This window comes from Solidesulfovibrio sp., assembly GCF_029978005.1.
Taxonomy (GTDB): domain Bacteria; phylum Desulfobacterota; class Desulfovibrionia; order Desulfovibrionales; family Desulfovibrionaceae; genus Solidesulfovibrio.
The window spans coordinates 1-5,378 of the sequence record NZ_JARKOZ010000172.1 but is presented as its reverse complement, the minus strand read 5'-3'; the positions used below and the strand labels follow the sequence as shown (position 1 = coordinate 5,378).

The window sequence follows — 5,378 nt, the reverse complement described above, 5'->3', positions numbered from 1 at the left end:
ATCCCGTTCGACGCCGTCCACCATAGTCCGATGCAACGGCATAATGAGTTGGGCGATCTCATTGCAGATCTGCTCGATTTCCGGATAGTGATCCTCCATTCGGGAGGCGGCCAATTCAAATCGGGTAATAAAGGTCGCGATCTTTGCGCGCCGAGGGAAATAGAGCCGCTGCATTCTGTCGATATGAGCTATATCGAGCGCATAAAGTTTTAAGTGCACAAGGCCAAAGCGGTGGGACAGGATAAGGCGACGAGGAAACGTCAAAGAAAAAGGCCCCGGGGGTGATCCTGGGGCCTTTTTCTTTACATTGTCTTCGGCAGGGCTGGCGAGCAGTCCTGGGCTTACAAAAGCGCCGTCCACGGAAAATCCAACGCTTCTCCGATCTTCTTTGCCATGGCCTTGCCGATGGGCCGGCGGTTGTGCTCCATGGCCGAAATATTCGGCACGCCCACGCCGATCTTGGCCGCCAGTTCGGCTTGGGTCAGACCCATAAGCCCTCGCGCGCCGCGCAGCCGGGAACCGGGCGTAGATTCGGGGAAAACTTCGGATGCGGGAATGCTCGGTTCCGTAGCTTCTTTGATAGCCAGAGTCACCCGGTTGACGTGATTCTCCGGGACAACGGCGCAGATTTCCCAAAGCCCGTCAGTACGGGGCTTTTTCGTGAGTTCCAACATAAATTACCTCCACCACTTGTACGGAATCTTCTTCAACTTGCCAGATGACGACATAGGTTGGGCGGCCCTTGTTGAGATGGCAGTGGTAGGTTTCGCCGGGCCATCCTTGGAGCCTCCCGAAATGCGGGACGCTGGGTTGGACGGGGCCGGCAGCCTCGATTTTGATCCGCAGAGCATCCAGGCGTTCAGCAATCCGGGCCGGGAGCTTTGTTTTCTGCTTTTTCGCCTTGGGCGAAAATGTCACCGTCCAATTCATAGAGGTATATTGTCATTTTTTGACAACAAGTCAAGATAGAGAATTGCCACCACCGTCCCGTCCCGGCCCGCCAGATTGCCACCACGCCCGCCGGCCCCGGGGAGGAGGGGAGGGCCGCCAGCCCCTTTCCTCGGGGCGATTGCCACCAATTTGCCACCACTAAAAGCCATTTAATGCCAAAAAATAGCCTGGGAAAAGAAAAAGGGCCTACGCTTTTGGCGTAAGCCCTTGGACTTCCTGGTTGCGGGGGTGGGATTTGAACCCACGGTCTTCGGGTTATGAGCCCGATGAGCTACCGGTCTGCTCCACCCCGCGTCAGTGGAGAAATGTTTCTAGGCGCATCGCCCCTTCCCGTCAAGCGGAAATTATGAAATTATCGTTTCCGCCCTCACATTACAAATATTAGCTCGTTATCGCAGGCAGTTATGACTCCATCGTGGACGCTGACCCTGGCCGGCGCGGGATTTGCTCTCCTGGCCGCTTCCCTGTTCGTCAAAAAAAAGGCAGGATGGGCAGCCGTGGCAGGCATGGCCCTCCTCGGCACGCTGGCCGTCCTGGAATCCGATCCACTCCTGGCCCTGGGCGCACTCGCCCTGGCCGCGTCTGGCCGCTGCAAACCGGCGCGGCAGGATTCCCCGGACCGCGACGCGACCGCTCACGGGAACGGCCCCCATCCGCCACGCGGCCAACGTCCTTGACGGGACCGCGTTTGGTGGATATTGGAAAAAGTTCATCACAATTTTGGAGATCATGCATGAGCAAGAAAACATACCAGCCCAGCAAGACCCGCAGAAAACGCACCCACGGCTTCCTCGTCCGCTCCAGGACCAAGAACGGCCAGGCCATCCTGCGCCGCCGCCGCGCCAAGGGTCGCAAACGTCTGGCCGTCTAGGCTTTCCTCCGGCGCACAGGCTCCGGACGCGAAGGGAGTTCGCGGCCTGCTACGACGCGGGCCGCCGCTATCACGGCAAGACCTTCCTCCTGTTCGTGCTGCCGCGTCAGAACCGCGACGCCCCCTGGCGGCTCGGCATGGCCATCAGCAAGAAAGTCGGCAACGCCGTCGTCAGGAACCGCGTCAAACGGGTCCTGCGCGAATGTTTCCGCCTGGGTGCGCCCCAAGCCGTCGCCGCCCTGGACATCGTGGTCATCGCCAAGAAGAGCCTGGATCCGGCGTGTCTGACGCTGGAAACCGCCTGCCGCGACATCTGGCCGCTGCTCGCGCGGATGGCCCGTGACCTCGACCGCCCGGCCCGGCCGGAAAGCGTGACCGCATGCGAAGCGTCATCCTCTGGGGCATAACCTTCTATCGGCTTGCCCTCTCGCCGCTCAAGCCGCCATGCTGCCGCTTTGTCCCCACCTGTTCCGAATACGCCCTGGAAGCGGTCGGACGTTTCGGCGCGTTCAAGGGAAGCCTGCTCGCCCTGTGGCGGCTCGCCCGCTGCCACCCCTTCGCCAAGGGCGGCTACGACCCCGTGCCCGACGCTCCCTGGCCGAAACGCCGATCCGACGCCCCCGCAACCCCTGGCCCGCGCCTCCACTCTTATCGACGGGATTTGAAGGACAATGGAAAACAAACGCGTAATTATGGCCGTGGTGCTCTCCCTTGCCGTCCTTGTGGGCTGGAACTTCCTGTTCCCGGCCAAACCCCCGGTCCCTAAGACCGACACGGCGGCCCCAACCCAGACACAGCCCCAGACGCCGAGCGAACCCCAGGCGGTGGCCCCAAAGGCCGAGCCCATCGCGACCTTCGCCCCCACGCCCGGCAAGAAGGTCGTCGTCCAGACCCCGCTCTACACCGCGGAATTCAACGCCTCCGGCGGCGTGCTGTCCCGATTTTCCCTGAAAAATTTCCGCCAGACCATCGCCAACGACTCCCCCCTGGTCGACCTCGTCAACGCCAAGTCCCAGGTCAAGGCCCCCCTGGGCCTGATCCTCAACGGCTCGCCCACTTGGCAGAACGTCGAGTGGGGCATCGAAGGCGGCGACCTGCGCCTCGGCCCGGCCGACACCGGCAGCCTCACCTTCGTCGGCCGCATGGGCGACCTCACCGTCAGGCGCGTCATGACCTTCTCCGGCGCGGGCTACCTCATCGACGAAAAGCTGTCCCTGCAAAACGGCGGCGGCGCGCCGCTGTCCAATCGCCTGTCCATGACCGTGGCCGTGGACCGCCTCTCGGCCGAGGGCGACAGCTACAACCCCACCCAGGCCGCCTTCTACGACACCTCGGGACTGGAACTCTTCAGCAGCGAAAAGAAGCTGGCCGAGGGCGTCGCCGACGAAAAGCCCGTGCAGTGGGGCTCGATCATGAGCAACTACTTCCTCGTCGGCGTCATCCCCGAGGCCGAAAACCTGCGCGGCAAGGCCAAGGTCGAGGACGGCGTCTTCCGCGTGGCCGTGGACAAGGAAGGCATCGACATCCCGGCCGGCGGCCGCGCCGACATGTCCATCAGCTACTACCTCGGCCCCAAGGACCCCAAGTTCCTGGCCGAAGCCCCGCACCACCTGGCCGCCGCCATCGACTACGGCTGGTTCGACTTCATCGCCAAGCCGCTGCTCAAGCTCCTCCATTTCTTCTACGACTACGTCGGCAACTACGGCGTGGCCATCATCCTGCTGACCGTGCTCATCAAGGCGATCTTCTGGCCGCTGTCGCACAAGAGCTACAAGTCCATGGAGCAGATGAAAAAGCTCCAGCCTCTGCTCACCCAGCTGCGCGAGAAGTACAAGGACGATCGCCAGAAGATGAACGAAGAGATGATGCAGCTGTACAAGACCTACAAGGTCAACCCGGCCGGGGGCTGTCTGCCCATGATCGTGCAGATCCCGGTCTTCTTCGGCCTCTACCAGGCCCTGCTGCACTCCATCGAGCTCCGGCACGCCTCCTTCATCCGGTACCTGCCGTTCACCGACATGATCTGGCTCGCCGACCTCTCGGCCAAGGACCCGTTCTACATCACCCCCCTGATCATGGGCGCGACCATGTTCCTGCAACAGAAGATGACCCCGGCCCCGGGCGACCCCACCCAGGCCAAGATCATGCTGTTCATGCCCGTGATCTTCACCTTCATGTTCCTGAACTTCCCTTCGGGACTGGTCGTCTACTGGCTGGTCAACAACGTCATTTCCATCGCCCAGCAGTATTGGATGCTCAACAAGAAGTCCTGACGCCCTCGTCGGCGAGCGTCCCGGGCCGCGCGTGGAAAGCGGCGCAAGTGCAATCAAGGAGCGAATATGAGCGAATTCAAGACGTTTAGCGGCAAGACCGTCGACGAGGCCATGGAGGAGGCCTGTCGGCATTTCGCCGCTCCCCGCGAGAAGCTGGAAGTCGAAATCCTCTCCGGCGGCTCCTCCGGCATCTTCGGACTGGTCGGCAAGAAGAAAGCGCAGGTCCGAGCCAAGCTGCGCAAGGAAGTCAACCTCCTCCAGGACATGGCCGCCGCCACCGCCCGCGACGAGGAACCCAAGGCCGAAAAGCCGGCCCGCCCGCCCAGGCCCCCGCGCGAGAGGGCCCCGGCCCGGGAGGAAAAACCCGTCGAAGCGGCCCCCAAGGCCGCCCCGGCCGAGCCGACTCCGACCGCGCCGACGCCGCCCAAGCCGGCCGCGCCCGTCGCCGCCGCGCCCGAACTGGCCGACAACGACGAACCCCTCGACGATTTCACCGATGACGACGACCTCGACCTGGCCGACGCCGCCGAGGAACAGGAAGCCCCCCGCCGCGGCGGCCGCGCCCCGCGCGAGGAACGCAGGCCCGCCGCCCCCGAAACGCCGCCCCAGCCGCTCACCCCGGAACTGGAAACCATCGTGCGCGAAACCGTCTCGCGCATGCTCGAAGGCATCCTCGGCGAAATCCCCGAATTCGAAATCTCCGGACACAGCGAACGCGTGTCCGTACTCATCCTCGACGAGGAAAATTCCGGCCTGCTCATCGGCCGCGAAGGGCAAACCCTCGCCTCCATCCAGTACATCATCAACCGCATCGTCATCCGACAACACGGCAGCCCGGTCAAAGTGCAGATCAATACCGGAGCCTACCGCGAACGCCAGGACGACAACCTGCGCAAAATGGCCATCTTCCTGGCCGACAAGGCCAAAACCCTCGGCCGGCCCCAGTCCACCAAGCCGCTGTCCTCCTACCACCGCCGGGTCGTCCACCTGGCCCTGCAAGAGGACGAATCCATCTCCACCCGCTCCAAAGGCGAAGGGCCGCTCAAACGCGTGCTCATCGTCCCCCGCGGCGCTCGCGGCGGTAACGGCGGCAGTGGGAACGGCAACGAGGCGCAGAACGGCCAACGGTAAGAGGGAAGATGCCTCCGGCGGCCGGGGGGGATGATCCCCCCCGGTCCCCCCCGACGGGGCGGATGGAGGAGATGCGGGAACGTCGGACGGCGAGACGACAGACCATGTGGCCGGGGAATTTCGGGCAACGTGCTGGCCGCAAAGCCGGCCAG

6 protein-coding genes, 1 tRNA gene and 2 pseudogenes are annotated in these 5,378 nt (G+C 63.3%); 6 read left to right on the top strand and 3 right to left on the bottom strand.

Going from position 1 to position 5,378, the window contains the following annotated elements; genetic code table 11:
• The 3 genes from Q1K70_RS18675 to Q1K70_RS18665 all read right to left on the bottom strand — a co-directional run.
• Positions 1-360, bottom strand: a 360-nt coding sequence (locus Q1K70_RS18675; protein ID WP_300162969.1) for a hypothetical protein, incomplete at its 3' end; no start/stop codon positions are given.
• The gene (locus Q1K70_RS18670; protein WP_129350708.1) at positions 342-674 is read right to left on the bottom strand and encodes a helix-turn-helix transcriptional regulator; all 333 of its coding nucleotides are present in this window, start codon (positions 672-674) and stop codon (positions 342-344) included. The genes Q1K70_RS18675 and Q1K70_RS18670, both read right to left, overlap by 19 nt.
• Positions 675-1,168: 494 nt before the next feature.
• Positions 1,169-1,245, bottom strand: a tRNA-Met gene (locus Q1K70_RS18665).
• A gap of 110 nt (positions 1,246-1,355) precedes the next feature.
• Between Q1K70_RS18665 and Q1K70_RS18660 the strand changes: the two genes are divergently transcribed.
• The 6 genes and pseudogenes from Q1K70_RS18660 (at position 1,356) to jag (ending at position 5,226) form a co-directional block, all read left to right on the top strand.
• Positions 1,356-1,628: a hypothetical protein gene (locus Q1K70_RS18660; RefSeq protein ID WP_300162965.1), complete on the top strand. Its 273-nt coding sequence runs from the start codon at positions 1,356-1,358 to the stop codon at positions 1,626-1,628.
• A 56-nt stretch (positions 1,629-1,684) separates the two neighbouring features.
• Positions 1,685-1,822 (top strand): 50S ribosomal protein L34, encoded by a 138-nt coding sequence (gene rpmH / locus Q1K70_RS18655; protein WP_300162972.1) that lies wholly within the window; start codon positions 1,685-1,687, stop codon positions 1,820-1,822.
• Positions 1,823-1,836: 14 nt separating this feature from the next.
• Positions 1,837-2,229: pseudogene (gene rnpA / locus Q1K70_RS18650) on the top strand (ribonuclease P protein component); the annotation flags it as partial.
• A pseudogene (gene yidD / locus Q1K70_RS18645) lies at positions 2,202-2,408 on the top strand (membrane protein insertion efficiency factor YidD); the annotation flags it as partial. The pseudogenes rnpA and yidD, both read left to right, overlap by 28 nt.
• A gap of 85 nt (positions 2,409-2,493) precedes the next feature.
• Positions 2,494-4,095: a membrane protein insertase YidC gene (yidC, locus tag Q1K70_RS18640; protein ID WP_300162962.1), complete on the top strand. Its 1,602-nt coding sequence runs from the start codon at positions 2,494-2,496 to the stop codon at positions 4,093-4,095.
• 66 nt (positions 4,096-4,161) lie between these two features.
• On the top strand, positions 4,162-5,226 hold the full coding sequence (jag, locus tag Q1K70_RS18635) for an RNA-binding cell elongation regulator Jag/EloR (protein WP_300162959.1): 1,065 nt from the start codon (positions 4,162-4,164) through the stop codon (positions 5,224-5,226).
• The last annotated feature ends 152 nt before the right edge of the window (positions 5,227-5,378 follow it).